This is a genomic window from Rhodococcus sp. UNC23MFCrub1.1, from assembly GCF_000686025.1.
Taxonomy (GTDB): domain Bacteria; phylum Actinomycetota; class Actinomycetes; order Mycobacteriales; family Mycobacteriaceae; genus Rhodococcoides.
Map to the genome: position 1 here is coordinate 339,831 of NZ_JMLQ01000002.1, position 16,103 is coordinate 355,933.

Sequence of the window (16,103 nt, forward strand, 5' to 3'; positions counted from 1 at the left end):
GTTCATGCACGCTCGCTGGGAACTTGTAGTTGCGAGCGTGTGCGTCTTTCTGAGGAAACTCGGAGTTCGTCACGTTCAGTGCCGGCCCGGGTTTCACACGGTGTGGAACTCGAAGTATCAGCTGTAGGGAGCAACACCATGACTCAGGGCACCGTCAAGTGGTTCAACGCCGAAAAGGGCTTCGGCTTCATCGCTCAGGAAGATGGACCTGACGTGTTCGTCCACTTCTCCGAGATCCAGGGCACCGGCTTCAAGAGCCTCGAAGAGAACCAGCGCGTCGAGTTCGAGGTCACCTCGGGCGCCAAGGGTCCTCAGGCGAGCGGCGTTCGCGCGATCTGATTTCGGAGTAACCCACCGAAACTTCACACTGGGGCCGGACACCGACAGGTGTCCGGCCCCAGTGGCATGTCCGGGGGTGGGTCGCACACAGGTTTTCGGGCGGACGCTCGGCGCTCGTTCGACGCTCGGGTTAATGTTCCATCACAGCCACGAGCGAAACGGAGCACACCCGTGCCGAACACCCTTTCCAGAGCAACACTCTCCACCGTCGCAGTCGCGAGCGCGTTCACCCTGGTCACCGCCTGTGGGTCAGCGCCGGAAGACAGCGCGAGCGGCGGATCCGACTCGGGTGACTTCACCCCGTGCATGGTCTCCGACTCCGGCGGCTTCGACGACAAGTCCTTCAACCAGCTGAGCTACGAGGGCCTGCAGACCGCGGCCGGCGAACTGAACGTCGAGCCGATCACGGTGCAGTCGAACTCCCCGACGGACTACACGCCCAACCTGAACAACCTCGTCGATCAGGGCTGCGGACTGGTGGTCACGGTCGGTTTCGCGCTCGCGGACGCAACGAAGGAAGCCGCGGAGCAGAACACCGACGTCAACTTCGCCATCGTCGACGACTCGTCCATCGAACTGGACAACGTCAAGCCGCTGACCTACGACACGGCGCAGTCCGCGTTCCTCGCCGGCTACGCCGCAGCGAGCTACAGCAAGACCAACACTGTCGGTACCTTCGGCGGATCGCAGTTCCCCACCGTCACCATCTTCATGGACGGCTTCGCCGACGGTGTGAAGTACTTCAACGAGCAGAAGAACCGCGACGTGCGCGTCATCGGTTGGGACGTCGACGCCCAGAACGGCTCCTTCACAGGTGGATTCGAGGCGAACGAGGTCGCGAAGAACACCGCGCAGGGCCTCATCGACCAGAACGCCGACGTCATCTTCCCGGTCGGTGGTCCGATCTACCAGTCCGCTGCCCAGGCCATCCGTGACGCGAACCGTCCGATCGCGTTGATCGGCGCCGACGCCGACGTGTACGTCTCCGACCCGTCGGTCTCCGACCTGGTGCTCACGTCGGTGACCAAGGGCCTCGCCACCAGTACCGAGGAAGTGGTCAAGGCGGTCGGCGACGGCTCCTTCGACAACACCCCGTACGTCGGCACGCTCGAGAACGACGGTGTCGGCATCGCTCCGTTCCACGATTTCGAGTCGCAGGTCGATCCGGCTCTGCAGGGTGAACTCGACACGATCCGCGCGGGCATCATCGACGGATCGATCACGGTCACGTCGCCCTCGTCGCCCAACTGACGATGGCGTCGAACGACACCGCGTCCACGCTCGACAGCAGCCCCGGGCACGACCTGCCGAAGCTCGAACTCCGGGGCATCACCAAGCGTTTCGGTTCCCTGGTCGCCAACGACCACATCGATCTGACCGTCGAGGCGGGGGAGATCCACTGCCTGCTCGGTGAGAACGGTGCCGGGAAGTCGACGCTGATGAATGTTCTCAGCGGCCTGTACCGGGCGGAGGAGGGCGAGATCCTCATCGACGGGGAGCGGCGCACCTTCGCCGGCCCCGGCGAGGCGATGAGCGCCGGGATCGGCATGGTGCACCAGCACTTCATGTTGATCCCGGTGTTCACCGTCGCCGAGAACATCATCCTGGGCAACGAGAAGACGACGTTCGGCGGTCGCCTCGACCTCGACGCGGCTCGTGCGCTGGTACGGGAGGTGTCGGCCCGCTTCGGATTCGACGTGGATCCGGACGCGACAGTGGGCGATCTCCCGGTCGGCGTGCAGCAGCGCGTCGAGATCATCAAGGCGCTCTCCCGTGAGGCCGACATCTTGGTCTTCGACGAGCCGACGGCGGTCCTCACCCCGCAGGAGACCGACGAGCTGATGACGATCATGCGTCAGCTCGCCGAGGCGGGAACGGCCATCGTCTTCATCACGCACAAGCTGCGTGAGGTGCGCGTGGTCGCCGATCGCATCACCGTCGTCCGCCTCGGGAAGGTCGTCGGCCAGGCCGAGCCGACCGCCACCGACGGCGAACTGGCGTCCCTCATGGTCGGTCGCGACGTGCAGTTGCGCGTCGCCAAGGACCCGGCGCAGCTGGGGGATGCCGCGCTGGTCGTGTCGAACCTGACGGTTCCGGGTGCTGCCGGCCCGGTGGTGAACGACGTGTCCTTCGAGGTGCGCGCCGGCGAGATCCTGGCGATCGCGGGCGTGCAGGGCAACGGTCAGACGGAGCTCGCCGAAGCACTGCTGGGTCTGCATCCGGCGATGACCGGTCAGATCACGCTCGACGGTGCCTCGCTGGTCGGTCGCGACGTGAAGTCTGTGCTCGACGCCGGTGTGGGTTTCGTTCCCGAGGACCGCACCGAGGACGGACTCGTCGGCGAGTTCACCATCGCCGAGAACCTCATGCTCGACCGGTCGCACGGCGGGCCGTTCTCCGCTCGTGGCAGCATCGTGCGGTCCTTCCTCCGGTCGTTCGCGTCGGAGAAGGTGTCGGAGTTCGACATCCGCACGCCGAGCATCGACACGGCCGTCGGCAGACTCTCGGGCGGTAACCAGCAGAAGGTCGTGCTCGCACGGGAACTCGGGCGCGATCTGCGCCTGCTCATCGCGTCGCAACCCACGCGCGGAATCGACGTGGGATCCATCGAATTCGTGCACAAGCGCATCGTCGCGACGCGGGACGCGGGCACCCCCGTCATCGTGATCTCGTCCGAGCTGGACGAGGTGTCGGCGCTGGCCGACCGCATCGCGGTGATGTACCGAGGCGCCATCGTCGGCATCGTGTCCGGCGACGCCTCACGAGAAGAGTTGGGACTGCTCATGGCCGGAGGCCACTCCACCGACGCGAACACCGAGGGAGCCGCGTGACCGCGACGGACACCGCGACGCCGCCGTCCACGTCCGAGTCGGTGCTGCGCAAGATCGCCAGTGGCAGTGTGCTGCTGTCCCTGCTGTCGGTCCTGATGGCGTTCGTGGTCGGCGCGATTCTCATCGCCGTCACCGATCCGCAGGTGCGTGAGACGGCGGGCTACTTCTTCTCGCGGCCCACGGACATGCTCTCCGCGATCTGGGACTCGGTCTGGGGCGCCTACTCGGCGCTCTTCCAGGGCAGTGTCTACAACTTCCGACGGCCTCGGTTCGCGGACGGTATCCGTCCGCTCACCGAGACCCTCACCTTCGCCACCCCGCTGATCGCCGCGGGTCTCGGTGTCGCGCTGGCGTTCCGGGTCGGCATGTTCAACATCGGCGGCCGCGGCCAGATGCTGATCGCCGCCGCGTGTGCCGGCTACGTCGGGTTCACCTTCGACCTGCCGCCCTACGTGCACCTCATCGTCGCGATCCTGGCCGGTGTCGTCGGCGGCGCGCTGTGGGGCGGCATCGCCGGACTGCTGCGGGCGCGGACCGGCGCGCACGAGGTGATCGTGACGATCATGCTCAACTACGTCGCGTTCTACCTGATCTCGTACCTGCTGCGCACTCCCGGCGCGCTGCAGGCACCCGGCTCCAACAACCCCAAGACGCCCGCGATGATGGACGACGCGATCCTGCCGTCGCTGTTCGGATCGAAGTACTCGCTGCACTGGGGATTCGTCCTCGTCATCGCCGTGACCGCAGCTGTGTGGTGGTTGCTCGAGAGGTCGAGCGTCGGCTTCCGGTTCCGCGTCGTGGGGGAGAACGCCTCCGCGGCCCGCGTGGCCGGCATCAAGGTCGAGCGCGTGTACATCTACGCGATGGTCCTGTCGGGTGCTCTGGTCGGGCTCGCCGGTGTCGCACAGGTACTCGGTACCGTCACCACGGGTTTCTCCGCTGACATCGACGCCGGCATCGGATTCGACGCCATCACGGTGGCACTGCTGGGGCGCTCGCGTCCGTGGGGTGTGTTCGCCGCCGGCATCCTGTTCGGAGCCTTCAAGGCGGGCGGCTTCGCGATGCAGGCCGCGGAGTCGATCCCCATCGACATCGTGCTCGTCGTCCAGTCGGTCATCGTCCTGTTCATCGCCGCGCCGCCCCTGGTGCGAGCGGTGTTCCGACTACCCGAACCTCGAGCGAAAGGGGTGAGCTGATGAGCACACTCGCCACGGCTCCTCCTGACGCCGGGTCCCGTCCCGCCGCCTCCTGGAAGCTTCCCGTCGTCCTGGGTGTCGTCACCGTCGTCGCGCTGCTGGCCTTCGGGCTGCGGGGCGACAGCGGCACCAGCACGTTCTCCCTGGCCAGTGACAGCGACTTCGTCAGGTTGCCGGACGTGGGGCTGCCCGCGCGCGCCACGTGCATCGCGCTCGTGATCCTGCTCGCCGCCCTCACGCTGGTCAGTGCGGTTCGCACCCGGGCGGGGCAGCGCACACCGGTGGCGGTCACCGCGGTGTTCGCCGTCGCGTTCGTCCTGCTGTTCCTCACGTGGTCCGCGGTGGGCGAGACCATTCCCGTGCCGGGCCTGCTCCTCGGAACCGTCGCCCTCAGCACGCCGCTGATCTTCGGTGCGCTCGGCGGCGTCGTCTCCGAGCGCGTCGGCATCATCAACATCGCCATCGAGGGCCAGCTCCTCGGCGGCGCGTTCGTCAGCGCGGTGGTCGCGACGCTCACCGGGTCGCCGTACGTCGGTCTCGCCGCGGCACTCGTCGCAGGAGCCTTGGTGGGCAGCGTCCTCGCGGTGTTCTCCATCCGGTACTTCGTCAACCAGGTCATCGTCGGCGTGGTGCTCAACGTGCTCGTCGTCGGGCTCACCAGCTTCCTGTACTCCAAGGTGCTGGTCCCCAGCGCCGCGACACTGAACACGCCGCCGCGCTTCCCCCGCATCGAGATTCCGCTGCTCTCGCAGATCCCGATCATCGGTCCGGTGCTGTTCCGGCAGACGGTCATCGAGTACGTCATGTACATCGCTGTGGCGGCCGTGTTCGTCGGCCTCTTCCGCACGCGGTGGGGCCTGCGGTTGCGCGCGGTCGGTGAGCATCCGCGCGCCGCGGACTCCGTGGGTATCGACGTCGCACGCACCCGCTTCTGGAACGTCTGCCTCGCGGGCGCCATCGCCGGCATGGGCGGCGCGTACTTCACCCTGGGGTCGGTCGGTGCGTTCGGCAAGGAGATGACCGCCGGTGCCGGCTACATCGCCCTCGCCGCCGTGATCTTCGGACGCTGGGATCCCGTCCGTGCGACGTTGGCGGCCCTGCTGTTCGGATTCGCGTCCAACCTGCAGAACGTGCTGGGCATCATCGGCTCGCCGGTACCCAGCGAGTTCATGTTGATGCTGCCCTACGTGGTCACCATCCTGGCGGTCGCCGGGCTCGTCGGGAAGGTGCGTGGTCCCGCCGCGGCGGGCAGACCGTATCCCTGATCGGCGTCCGATGTTTGTCGGGCGCCGACAGCAGGGAACCCCCCTCCGTGGACGGTCGTACGGCCGCCCGTGCTCGAAGAAGGGACACCCGGAACTCATGTCACGCATCGCAGTCGTCGGCGGCCACGGCAAGATCGCCCTGAAGCTCGCGAAGATACTGACCGAGAGTGGGCACCAGGTCACCTCGCTGATCCGCAATCCCGATCAGACCGCCGACATCGAGAAGACCGGCGCCACCGCCGTCGTCGCGGACGTCGAGGCGCAGACCACCCAGGAGATCGCCGGAACCGTGACCGGCCACGACGCCGTCGTCTTCGCTGCCGGCGCCGGGGGTGGCGATGCCGACCGCACGTACGCCGTGGACCGCGACGCCGCCATCCGCTGCATCGACGCGGCGTCCGCGTCGGGCGTCCCGCGGTTCGTGCTGGTGTCGTACTTCGGTGCCGGACCGGATCACGGTGTCTCCCCGGACGACTCCTTCTACGCGTACGCCGAGGCGAAGGCCGAGGCCGATCAGCACCTGAAGAACAGCGACCTGTCCTGGACCATCGTCGCGCCGTCCGGCCTCACCGATGACGCCGGCACCGGCTCCATCACCACCAAGGAGCAGGGAGCGACGGGCGCCTCGGTCAGTCGCGACGACGTGGCCGCGGTGATCGCCACCGTGCTCGACACCCCGTCCACCGCCGGCCGCATGATCGAGTTCGACCAGGGCGAGACGCCCATCGCCGACGCGCTGAGCTGACTCCCGGTCGGAACGGTCACCGGGTGAGAGGCTGACCCGGTGACCGTTCGACTCTTCGCCACCGATCTCGACGGGACGCTGCTGCGCTCCGACCGGACCATCTCTGCGCGCACCGCTGACGCCATGGCGGCAGCGCGAGACGCGGGGATCGACGTGGTGTGGGCCACCGCCCGTGCTCGGCACTCCGTCCACGAGTTCGCCGAGCAGAGCGGTTTCCGCGGAATTGCGGTGTGCGCCAACGGCGCCGTCCTCATCGATCTCGCCGACGGGACACCCGTGATCACCGAGACGGTGGGGATGGACGTCGCCGTCGGTCAGGCCGCGGTCGACCGGGTGCGCGCCCTCGTACCGGGAACCGTCGTCGCCGCGGTCGGACCCACCTCGTTCGTCGCGGAGTCGGGCTACGCCGCGTTGTGCGTGTTCTCCGACCATCACCGCGACCCGTCCACCATGGACACTGTCGTGGGTGATGATTTTTCGTCCGACAGCGACCGGCCTCCGGCCTTCCCGTGGTTGCCAGAGGACATGGTGAAGATCGTCGCCCGCCACGCCACCGTGCCGAGCGTGGATCTCTACCGCGGGTTGCTTGCCGGCGGTGTCGACGATGTCTCGGTCACCCATTCCGGCGCGCCCTACGTGGAGATCGCCGCGCGCGGAGTGTCCAAGGCGACCGCTCTGGCGGCGCTGTGCGAGCGCCGCGGCATCGCCCGGCGGGAGGTCGCGGCCGCCGGCGACGCACGCAACGATCTGGAGATGCTCGCGTGGGCCGGCACCGCGATCTGTCCGTCCAATGCCATCCCCGAGGTGCAGGCTCTCGTCGATCGGGTGGTCGCGAGCAACGACGACGACGGCATCGCGGAGTACCTCGAGGAGTTGGCACACTCCCACGTCGGTCAGGCTTAGGCTACCCTCAGCTGCATGACCGACGCAGCGACCAGCGAGCAGACCAAGGGCTGGCAGGGCACGGTCCTCAAGCTGATGGGCGGCTCGGACGTGCTGCTGACCGTTCTCGCGGCGGAGGACGTCACCCCGCACTACCGTCGGTTGACGGTCTCCGCGGGTAAACTGTTCACGCGTAAGCCCGTGCATCCCACGATGTGGCTGCGCCTGTGGTTTCCCACTGACGACGGCAGTGCCTCGCTGCACCACCGTGCCTACACGGTCGTGAACCCGGACCCCGAGAACGACCGCTTCGACCTCGAGTTCGCGCTGCACGACGGTCCGGCCGCGCACTGGGCACGACGCGCTGCCCCCGGCGACACCCTCGAGGCGACCTTCCAGGGCTCGAGATACGCGGTACCGGACCCGCTTCCCGCCGGGTACCTCATCGCGGGAGACAGCGCGGCACTTCCCGCGGTGAACTCGTTGCTGGCCGCACTGCCCGACTATCTTCCCGTCACTCTGTGGCTCGAGACCGTGCACGACGGCGACGACGCGCTCCCGCTCGCAGCGACGAGCGCCACGCAGGTCCATCGAGTACGACGGCGTGACGACGGTGCCTCGATGGTGGAGGCCGTCTCGGCCGCAGCGTTCGACGCGTCCCGCCACGCCGCATGGGTCGCGTGCGACACGGTCACGACGCGCTCGATCGCGTCGATCCTGAAGTCCGACTACCGCGTTCCGCGCAGGTCGGTCAAAGCTCAGGGGTACTGGATTCCCTGAGCGTCACGCACGACGGGGGCCGTCAGGGACGACCGTGATACGTCTTGGCCGCGGTGGTGGACAGCAGGGCCACGATGACGAACCCCATCAGGCCGTTGACGATCGCGGAGCCGAACGCAGCGGTGATCGCTCCTGCGGCGAGGAACGGCAGCACGATGATCGCGACGACCACCAGTCCGGCGATCCAGCTGAAGAACGTGTTCGGTGACGGCACCGCCTGGAACAGCAGGAGCATGAACGCTCCGGCGAGGATCGCGGCGAGGGCGCCGTACACACCGGCGATCCAGGGATCCTCCAGTCCGTACATCCAGAACACGCTGGTTCCGGTGCGGTTGTAGACGGCCTGGACGATAGCCGTGGCCACCCATCCTGCGATGAACGTGGTGATGGCGGTGGCGACGACTCCGCCGATGAACGGGCCGACGTCGAACTTCAGTCCGGACGATGCGGGCTTCTGTGGCGCGTAGCGCTGACCACCGGGCTCGGCGTAGGGCTCCTGCCGACCGTAGGCCCGAGTGCGGTCGTCGTAGCCGTAGTTGCCGACGTCGCGGTTGTCGGAGTCGCGCGGGTAGCGATCGCTCATCTGCCCAGTCCTCTCGATCGGCCGCGCACGCGTCAGCGCCGCAGCGTTCAATGGCCCAACCCTAGCTGCGTGTACCCGTCACCGGTGGTACCGCACCGGCCCGTCGGATCTCGTCGTCGAGCGCCGCCGCGATGGTCTGGGCCGTGGCGGGCAGCACCGCCACCACGTCGGTCGCGTGCACCAGGTAGCGCCCGTCACCGAGCGCGTCGATCCACCGTCTGCCGGCGATCGCCTCGAGCGGGCCGTCGCCGCCGTGTCCCACGACGATCTCACCGAGCCCCTCCCGTGGCCCGTCGAGGATGTGGATCACGCGATCGCGGTCGGTGTCGCCACGCGAATCGTGCAGGTGGGACGACGGAGCGCGGACCACGTCGTCGCGGGACACGGACGACGGCGTCACCCGTCCCGCGCGGCGGTGGGGCAGCGCCGCCGTGAGGGTGTGGGTCATGCGCTCCGGTGGTACGGCGTGGACGTGGACCGTGCCGCCGGTGTCGGAGGTCGGTCCCGGGTCCTGGACCACCACGACGGCGAGCGGGAAGGCCGGAGGCCGGTCGGAATGGAGCGGGTTTGCGGAGTACGAGGTTGCGGCTCGGATGCGCACGCGTCGATCGCCCGACTCCACCCCGCAGGCGGTGACCTGGAGTCCGGGTCCGCCGAGCAGGGACGCGGCGGCCAGCAGCGATCGGTCGCCGAGGCGGCGGCGGGCGGCCTCGCGTTCCGCACGCAGATCCGCGGCTGTGCGGGCGCGCGTGGTCCAGGAGAAGGGGAACGGCACTCGATCGCGGCCGATCCGGTCGAGGAGTACGGCGAACTCGAGTGACGTGAGGTGCCACGAGGCGACCCCCGTGGGAGCCGCTCGAACGATCATCCGATCACCGGGGGAGCGACGAGTGGGAGCTCCCCGACCAGGCGGTCGCCGTTGTCCGCCGTGACGAGGTACCCCGCCGTGGTGTGGTCGCCGTCCTGGTCTCCACCGGCGCGGCTCCCCGGCATCATCGCGCCCGGTCCGTAGGCCGCCGCGCGGGTGCCCGCGCCGGAACCGCCCGCGCCGGCTGAGGTCGCGCTCTGCAGGACGGGGCCGGTGGTACCGCCCGAGGGGCCGCGCCCGGACGAGGATCCCGGACCGAGTGTCCGCGCGCCCGACCCACCGGATCCCGCCGATGACCGCTGCCCTGCCGTCCCGTACCCGGCGGGGGTCGAGCCGCGCCCGAAGCCCGCGGGTGAAGTCAGGGCAGGCCGGGATCCCGACGGGCCGACCGGTGCCGTGCTCACGGGTGCGACACCCGACGGCGGAGCTGCGCCGTTCGGGGTGCTGCTCGTGCCTGCTCCCGCGGAGTTCTGGGCGGCGGCCGCAGGCTGTGGCCCTGCGACGGGCGTCGAGTCGCCGACCGACGCCGCCGTGGTCGGTGCGGGAGTCGCCGCGAGCGACGAGAGTGCCGTCGAACCGAGCGATGCGGCGTCGACACCTCCGCGCATGCCACCGGCCGCCGAGGACGAGGAACCCGACGCGGACCCGCTCGCCGGATCTCCCGGCGGCGTGAGCACCGGCACGCCGTGATCGGCTCGGACGGCGGTGGGGACGTAGGTGCCGTTCATGACCGCCACGGCCTCGGCGCGCCGCTCCTCCTCCTCGGCCATCATCGCGGTGATCGATCCGGCCGCGCCGACGGGTCCGAGGAACGCGGCCGTCATCGCGGTGCGCGCCCAGTCCGACGGTGTGAACGACTGGGGGGCGGGCATGGTGGCGCGGGTGAGCGCGAACCCGTCGCGGGACTGCTCGAGCTTGCCCGCGACGATGTCCATGAGGTCGAGGGTGCGCAACGACTCGGTGCGGTACGTGGTGATCGCGGCGAGCGCGGAGTCGGCCGCGGCGCCCTGCCAGTCGGTCCCGAGCACGGCGCCGAGGTCGTTCCACAGGGTCCACACCAGTGCGGTCGCCCGGGTGTGGGCCTCGCGCCACATCGCGGCACCGGAATCGAGGAGCTCCGGCGTGAGTTCGGTGGTGTACGCGAACATCTCGGGGTGCGACATCCCGTCGAACGCCTCCGGGACCACGACGCTCGCGCCGCTCGCCGTGTCGCCCACCCTGGACCTGTCGACGGCCTCGCGGGCGACCCGGACGGCGTCGTCGGCGTGGAACTCCGCCGTCAGTCGTGCCGCGGACTCCGCTGCGTCGCTGTCGTGTCCCGTCGCGAAGTCGGCCACCTCCGACGCCGCGTCCGAGATCGTCTCGCCCGCGGCACCGATCACCCCCGTGATGTCGAACCCCATGTTCGTGTCCTCCCCGACCGCGGTGCCACGATCCCCGTGACATTCGACGCGCGGACCGGCCGCACGGTTCCGCGTACGGTTGACGCGTCTCTCCCACGCGCGGCGATGCTCCTCGAGAGATCGCCGACGCTCCCGACACCGAAGGAACGTGCACCATGTCGGACCACTCAGTGCCGGGCGAGGTTCGCGAGAGCACTCCGTCCGGCGGGCCGCCCGTGGGCCGGCTCGCCGTCGTGACAGTCGTTCTCGCGATCCTGTTCGGGACGCCGCTGTGGACTCTCGCGTTCACCGGCGCGGACTGGCCGATCGCCGCGAGGATCATCGCGACGGTGGTCGCGGTCGGTGCTGCCGCCGCGCTCGTGATCGGCATGGCGAAGGGGCACGGCCGGGCACACTCCGACCGGTGGGCCCGCATCGGGGACACCCTGCTCGGACTGGTGTGGATCGCGTTCGTGTGGTCGATCATCGGGCTCGTCGTACGGCTCGGGCTCGGCATCGTCGGGGTCGACGATCCGCTGCGATCACGCATCGTCGCCGGCGCCGTGCTGGCCGTCATCGTCGCGTTGGCGGTCTGGGGACGACGCGAGGCGATGCGGCTGCCGCGCACGAAGCACGTGACGGTGACGCTCGATCGACTCGGCGCCGGACTCGACGGGCTCCGCGTCGTCCTGGTGACGGACACGCACTACGGGCCGATCGAACGGTCCGTCTGGTCCTCCGACGTCGTGGCGGAGATCAATCGCCAGGACGCCGACATCGTCTGTCACGTGGGTGATCTCGCCGACGGGTCGGTGGAGCGTCGACGCGAGCAGGTGGCGCCCCTGGAACGAGTGCACGCGAAGTCGGCACGCGTCTACGTCACGGGCAACCACGAGTACTTCGGCGAGGCCCAGGAGTGGCTCGACCACATGACGTCACTGGGTTGGGACTCGTTGCACAACAGGCACATCACCGTCATGCGCGGTGGTGACAGGCTGGTCGTCGCCGGGGTGGACGACAGGACCGCGCGCGGGTCGGGCGAGGTGGGTCACGGCGCGGATCTGACCGCCGCGCTGGCGGACGCGGAACCGTCGCTGCCGATCTTCCTGCTGGCGCATCAGCCGAAGCAGATCGACGCGGCCGTGGCGGCGGGAGTGGATCTGCAGGTCTCCGGGCACACGCACGGTGGACAGATCTGGCCGTTCGGGCTGCTCGTCCGACTCGATCAACCGGTCGTCCACGGTCTCAGCCGACACGGCGCCCGCACGCAGCTCTACACGAGCCGGGGCACGGGGTTCTGGGGTCCACCGTTCCGTGTCTTCGCACCGAGCGAGATCACCGTGCTGACGTTGCGGTCGAGCTCTCTGGTGTGACGGTCGCGGCGGCGCCGACGCCGGCCACCGCGTCCGCCCAGTGCCCGGAGCGGACCAGGGCAAGGGTGAGGAGGAGCCGGTCGTCCGGCGCGGTGATGGATCGGCCGGTCAGTTCCTCGACCTGATGAAGCCGATAGATCACCGTGTTCCGATGGCAGTACAGCAGTTTGGCGGCGTTGGTGGGTGAACCGTCGGTGGCGAGGACGTGCGCCAGAGTTCGGAGCAGTACCTCCCGCTGCGCGGGCGGGTGTCCGTTCAGCGACCCGAGTGCGTGGGACACGACCAGATCCGAGATCTCGTCGTCGGCAGACATGACGATGTGGGGCAGTCGGTCCGTGGCCACCGCGGCGGGAGTGTCGCCGGCGCCGATGGTGGCCGCCGTGCGCGCGGCAGCTCGGTACGCGGCGGCGAAGGTCACGAGTCCGTCCGTCGACGCGGCGATGCCCACCGGTCCGACCGCGCGTGCGGCGAGAGCCTCCGCCACCGAGCTGAGGTCCGCCTTGGCCGGGCACACGACGCCGAACTGAACCCCGTCGCGAATGTGCCAGTGCGACAGTGATGTCACGCCGTCGACGGCGTCCTCCGGTGAGGTCAGGGGTGGGTCACCTCGCTCGGACAGCGGGCCCACCACGCACGCGATCCGATGCTGTGCGGTGAGCCCCAGTGTGTTCCGCGCATCGACGACGAACGCGGGATCGGCTCCGCGCCCGTCGCGCAAGCCGTCGAGAACGGCGAGGATCTTCGTGACGTCGCGCTGCTGCATCCGTGCGGTCTCACGCCGGTACGAGTCGACGAGAATCGTGTTCTGCGCATCGAGTGCGTGCCACAACCGTTGGCCGGCGACGAGAAGCAGTCGCGGCTCGAGCAGCCCGGGATTCGCGCCGCGAGCGTTGACGAGTTCCTCCCACAACGTTCGACTACCGAGGGTGTACGCCTTGAGCACGAGTTCCATGGGGATGCCCTGGCGCGCGCGTTCGCGACCCGTGCGCCGCCACACCTCGGTGTTGTCCTCGCTACCGTGCTGCGTGCCGCTGAGCTTGCGCAGCCCCAGACGGATGTGTTCCCGCGTGCTGCGACGGACCACGGCCGTGATGTCGGAGCCGGCCTGGAGATAGTCGGGGTCCTGCTCGAACAGGGCCAACGTGATGGAGTCGGCGATGGCGTCCGCCTCCGGGATCAGCGTCGCCCACGCGCGTTGGATCGCGGCTCGTTCCTCCGCCGACAGCCGTCCGCGGACAGGATGCAGCCCCGATCCACGGCCGATCGACGGCGACGCCATGCGCGCATTTTTGCGCACAGCGCCCGACGGTTCGAGCGGTTTGACCGAAATTGGTGCCCACGGCATGACCCTTTTCGTGCGCGGAGACCATATCGCCGACTGTGCGGAGTGACCATAGTGAGTGCCACCGAGATGTGAGGTGGGCCACTGTGTCAACGATCGAGACCATGACCGAGTCCGTGTTCGAGCTGTCGTCCGTCACTGTGTCGTTCGGCGGCATCGTCGCCCTGTCGGACGTCGGACTCGATGTCCGACGAGGCGAGGTCGTCGGAGTCATCGGACCCAACGGGGCGGGCAAGACGACACTGTTCAACGTCGCGTGCGGCCTCGTCGCGCCGCAGTCGGGCACCGTGACCCGGAACGGCCAGGTGGTACGCCGGCTGAAGCCGACCGCGCTGGCGGCACTCGGTATGAGCCGCACACTGCAGGGCCTCGGGCTGTTCGACCGGATGACCGTGGTGGAGAACGTCATGGTCGGTGCGGACCATCTCGCCCGGACCTCGATCGTCGCCGGGCTGCTCGGACTCGCTCGGAGCGGGGCCGACACCGCCGCGATCCGCGACCGGGCTCTGGCCACGTTGTCCGAACTCCGCATCGACGAGTACGCCGACCGGTACCCGCCCAGCCTGCCGTACGCGGTGCGCAAACGCGTCGCGCTCGCGCGGGCGCTGGTGGGGGAGCCGACGTTGCTGCTTCTCGACGAGCCGGCGTCGGGTCTGTCGAACGCGGAGATGGACGAGCTGGGTGAGCTGGTCCGCGGACTCACCTTGAGGATGTCGATCCTCCTGGTCGAGCACCACATGGATCTGGTCATGAGTGTCTGTGATCGGTTGGTGGTCCTGGACTTCGGGAAGGTCATCGCGCGCGGGACACCCGACACGGTGCGCGAGGATCCCGCTGTGCTCGCCGCCTACCTGGGGGACGAGGTGGACCGTGATGCGTGACGTCGTGCGGGACGAGGCGACCCGCGACGCCCTGACCGTGTCCGATCTGACGGTGCGGTACGGCGCCGTCACCGCGCTCGACTCCGTGTCGCTGCGGGTGCCCCGCGGCGCGGTCACCGCGGTGCTCGGGGCCAACGGTGCCGGCAAGACGACCCTGCTCCGGACGATCTCGGCGCTGCACCCGCCGGTGGCCGGCCACATCCGGATGGGCGAGGTCGACCTCGTCGGAGCGAGTCCGGAGTCGATGTCACGGCGTGGACTGTCGCACGTGCCCGAGGGCCGCGGGGTCATCGTCGAACTCACCGTGGAGGAGAACCTGCGTCTGGGAGCGTTGGGCCGCAACAGGTCCGCGGCCGCGGTGGGGATCGACCGCGTGCTGTCCATGTTCCCGGCTCTCGCGGAGCGTCGGGCGTCGACCGCGCACACGCTGTCGGGCGGCGAGCGACAGATGCTGGTGATCGGGCGCGCCCTCATGGCGACTCCGACGATCCTGCTGCTCGACGAACCGTCGCTCGGGCTCGCTCCCCGCGTGGTGGCGCAGATCTTCCAGACGCTGCGTGACTCGGTCGACTCGGACGGCCTCACCGTCGTGCTGGTCGAGCAGAACGCCCGCAGCGCGCTGTCCATCGCCGAACACGCCGTCGTGCTGTCCCTGGGAACGGTGGCGCGGGAGGGTCCGGCGGCCGACCTCGTCGGCGACGAGGAACTCCGCCACGCCTACCTCGGCTTCTGACCACCCTCACGAAAGGACGACAGAGTGCAACAACTGCTCACCATCGTCATCAACGGAGTGACCAACGGGATGGTCTATGCCGCATTCGCTCTGGCACTCGTGCTGATCTGGCGCTCCACGCGCATCGTGAACTTCGCGCAGGCGCCGATGGCGATGATCACCACCTACGTGGCGCTCGTCGTGGTCGATGCCGGCTACTCCTACTGGGTCGGCTTCGCCGCCGCGCTCGTGTCCGGCCTCGTGCTCGGCGCGCTGATCGAGCGACTGATCATCCGGTACGTCGACAGCGCGTCGCACATCAATCCGGTGATCCTCACTCTCGGTCTCTTCATCGTGATCCACGCGGTGGCGGCACTGGTGTTCGGCAACCAGTTCCGGTCTTTTCCCGCTCCGTTCGGTCTCGACGGTCGGCGCATCGGGTCCGTGGACGTGGCGCTGACGGGCAACGACATCTACAAGGTCGTCGCGGTGCTGGTGGTGCTCGCCGCGCTGGTCGCGCTGTTCCGGTTCACCGATCTCGGACTCACGATGCGCGCCAGTGCTTTCAGCCAGGAGGTGTCGCGCCTGCTGGGAGTGCGCGTGGGCCGCATGCTCACGCTGGGATGGGCGTTGGCCGCGGTGGTCGGGTCGGTCGCGGGTCTGCTCATCGCCGGCGGGTCGCTGGTGCACCCCGGCTACATGGACTCCGTCGTGGTGTTCGGATTCGTGGCCGCCGTGCTCGGCGGTCTCGACAGCCCGGTGGGCGCCGTGGTGGGCGGACTGCTGATGGGCGTCGGGCTCAGTGCGGTCAGTGGCTACATCGGGCAGGACCTCGTGTCCTTCGCGGCGCTGGTCATCCTCATCGCGGTGTTGTTGTTGCGTCCCAACGGATTGTTCGCTGCCGCGGCAGCGAGGAGGGTCTGA

16 protein-coding genes are annotated in these 16,103 nt (G+C 69.0%); 12 read left to right on the forward strand and 4 right to left on the reverse strand.

The genetic code is table 11. The annotated features are described in order from the left end of the window. Positions 1-138 precede the first annotated feature (138 nt). The 8 genes from BR07_RS0106460 (at position 139) to BR07_RS0106495 (ending at position 8,038) form a co-directional block, all read left to right on the forward strand. Positions 139-339, forward strand: a complete 201-nt coding sequence (locus BR07_RS0106460; protein WP_027504730.1) for a cold-shock protein — start codon at positions 139-141, stop codon at positions 337-339. Positions 340-645: 306 nt separating this feature from the next. After that, positions 646-1,590, forward strand: coding sequence for a BMP family lipoprotein (locus BR07_RS23590; protein WP_231476226.1), 945 nt, complete (start codon positions 646-648; stop codon positions 1,588-1,590). A 2-nt stretch (positions 1,591-1,592) separates the two neighbouring features. Next, positions 1,593-3,170, forward strand: coding sequence for an ABC transporter ATP-binding protein (locus tag BR07_RS23595; protein ID WP_051613115.1), 1,578 nt, complete (start codon positions 1,593-1,595; stop codon positions 3,168-3,170). After that, on the forward strand, positions 3,167-4,366 hold the full coding sequence (locus BR07_RS0106475) for an ABC transporter permease (protein ID WP_231476227.1): 1,200 nt from the start codon (positions 3,167-3,169) through the stop codon (positions 4,364-4,366). Before BR07_RS23595 ends, BR07_RS0106475 begins: the two co-directional genes overlap by 4 nt. Continuing rightward, entirely contained in the window at positions 4,366-5,631 is a 1,266-nt protein-coding gene (locus tag BR07_RS0106480; RefSeq protein ID WP_027504732.1) for an ABC transporter permease, read from the forward strand. The genes BR07_RS0106475 and BR07_RS0106480 overlap by 1 nt, the downstream gene beginning before the upstream one ends. A gap of 97 nt (positions 5,632-5,728) precedes the next feature. Then, on the forward strand, positions 5,729-6,376 hold the full coding sequence (locus tag BR07_RS0106485) for an SDR family oxidoreductase (protein WP_027504733.1): 648 nt from the start codon (positions 5,729-5,731) through the stop codon (positions 6,374-6,376). Between the two features lie 39 nt (positions 6,377-6,415). Then, positions 6,416-7,279, forward strand: coding sequence for an HAD hydrolase family protein (locus BR07_RS0106490; protein WP_027504734.1), 864 nt, complete (start codon positions 6,416-6,418; stop codon positions 7,277-7,279). A gap of 15 nt (positions 7,280-7,294) precedes the next feature. After that, positions 7,295-8,038, forward strand: coding sequence for a siderophore-interacting protein (locus tag BR07_RS0106495; protein WP_027504735.1), 744 nt, complete (start codon positions 7,295-7,297; stop codon positions 8,036-8,038). Between the two features lie 22 nt (positions 8,039-8,060). On the opposite strand, the gene BR07_RS23600 is transcribed toward BR07_RS0106495, so the two are convergent. The 3 genes from BR07_RS23600 to BR07_RS27315 form a co-directional block, all read right to left on the reverse strand. Continuing rightward, positions 8,061-8,621 carry a hypothetical protein gene (locus BR07_RS23600; protein WP_051613116.1) on the reverse strand — a complete coding sequence of 187 codons (561 nt, stop codon included), beginning with the start codon at positions 8,619-8,621 and terminating at the stop codon, positions 8,061-8,063. Between the two features lie 61 nt (positions 8,622-8,682). Further along, positions 8,683-9,489 carry an ESX secretion-associated protein EspG gene (locus BR07_RS27310; protein ID WP_027504736.1) on the reverse strand — a complete coding sequence of 269 codons (807 nt, stop codon included), beginning with the start codon at positions 9,487-9,489 and terminating at the stop codon, positions 8,683-8,685. Further along, positions 9,486-10,892, reverse strand: coding sequence for a hypothetical protein (locus tag BR07_RS27315; protein ID WP_027504737.1), 1,407 nt, complete (start codon positions 10,890-10,892; stop codon positions 9,486-9,488). Before BR07_RS27315 ends, BR07_RS27310 begins: the two co-directional genes overlap by 4 nt. A gap of 155 nt (positions 10,893-11,047) precedes the next feature. On the opposite strand from BR07_RS27315, the gene BR07_RS0106515 reads away from it, so the two are divergent. After that, on the forward strand, positions 11,048-12,244 hold the full coding sequence (locus BR07_RS0106515; RefSeq protein WP_027504738.1) for a metallophosphoesterase: 1,197 nt from the start codon (positions 11,048-11,050) through the stop codon (positions 12,242-12,244). On the opposite strand, the gene BR07_RS23605 is transcribed toward BR07_RS0106515, so the two are convergent. Continuing rightward, the gene (locus BR07_RS23605; protein ID WP_081821138.1) at positions 12,207-13,523 is read right to left on the reverse strand and encodes a helix-turn-helix domain-containing protein; all 1,317 of its coding nucleotides are present in this window, start codon (positions 13,521-13,523) and stop codon (positions 12,207-12,209) included. The genes BR07_RS0106515 and BR07_RS23605 overlap by 38 nt on opposite strands. Before the next feature lie 167 nt (positions 13,524-13,690). Between BR07_RS23605 and BR07_RS0106525 the strand changes: the two genes are divergently transcribed. From BR07_RS0106525 to BR07_RS0106535, 3 genes are read left to right on the forward strand one after another with little or no spacing between them, the layout of a single operon-like run. Beyond that, positions 13,691-14,467, forward strand: a complete 777-nt coding sequence (locus tag BR07_RS0106525) for an ABC transporter ATP-binding protein (RefSeq protein WP_037184772.1) — start codon at positions 13,691-13,693, stop codon at positions 14,465-14,467. Continuing rightward, on the forward strand, positions 14,460-15,200 hold the full coding sequence (locus BR07_RS0106530; RefSeq protein WP_037184775.1) for an ABC transporter ATP-binding protein: 741 nt from the start codon (positions 14,460-14,462) through the stop codon (positions 15,198-15,200). The genes BR07_RS0106525 and BR07_RS0106530 overlap by 8 nt, the downstream gene beginning before the upstream one ends. Positions 15,201-15,224: 24 nt before the next feature. Continuing rightward, positions 15,225-16,103 (forward strand): branched-chain amino acid ABC transporter permease, encoded by an 879-nt coding sequence (locus tag BR07_RS0106535; RefSeq protein WP_027504741.1) that lies wholly within the window; start codon positions 15,225-15,227, stop codon positions 16,101-16,103.